Annotated in this window: 1 pseudogene; it reads right to left on the bottom strand. The window is 47.8% G+C overall.

What is annotated here, in order from left to right:
• Positions 1-337: pseudogene (locus ACYVFA_RS19615) on the bottom strand (hypothetical protein); the annotation flags it as partial.

Raw genomic sequence — 337 nt, 5'->3', positions numbered from 1 at the left:
GGTTAAGGTTAGTGTATTTGGCGCACATACTACTTTTGGATTGGGTGCAACAATAGTTGGTGCAGATGGTTGCGTAACAATCTGCAAACCTGTTACGGCTTGGCTGGCTGGGGAAGTACAACTACCAACCGTACAGGTGGCTGAAATGCTATAAGTACCCACACTTGAAAGTACCAGACTTGTACCCGTGGCTCCTGTTGACCAGTTTACTGTTCCACCGCATCCACTGGCGGTTAAAGTTAAGGTATTTGGCGCACATACTACTTTTGGATTGGGTGCTGTGATTGTTGGCGCGGATGGCTGAGTTAAAATCTGTAAACCTGTTACCGCGGCGCTT

It is taken from the genome of Emticicia fontis (assembly GCF_054779675.1).
Note: the sequence above shows the minus strand (reverse complement) of the source record. Positions and strands in the feature narration are given on the sequence as shown.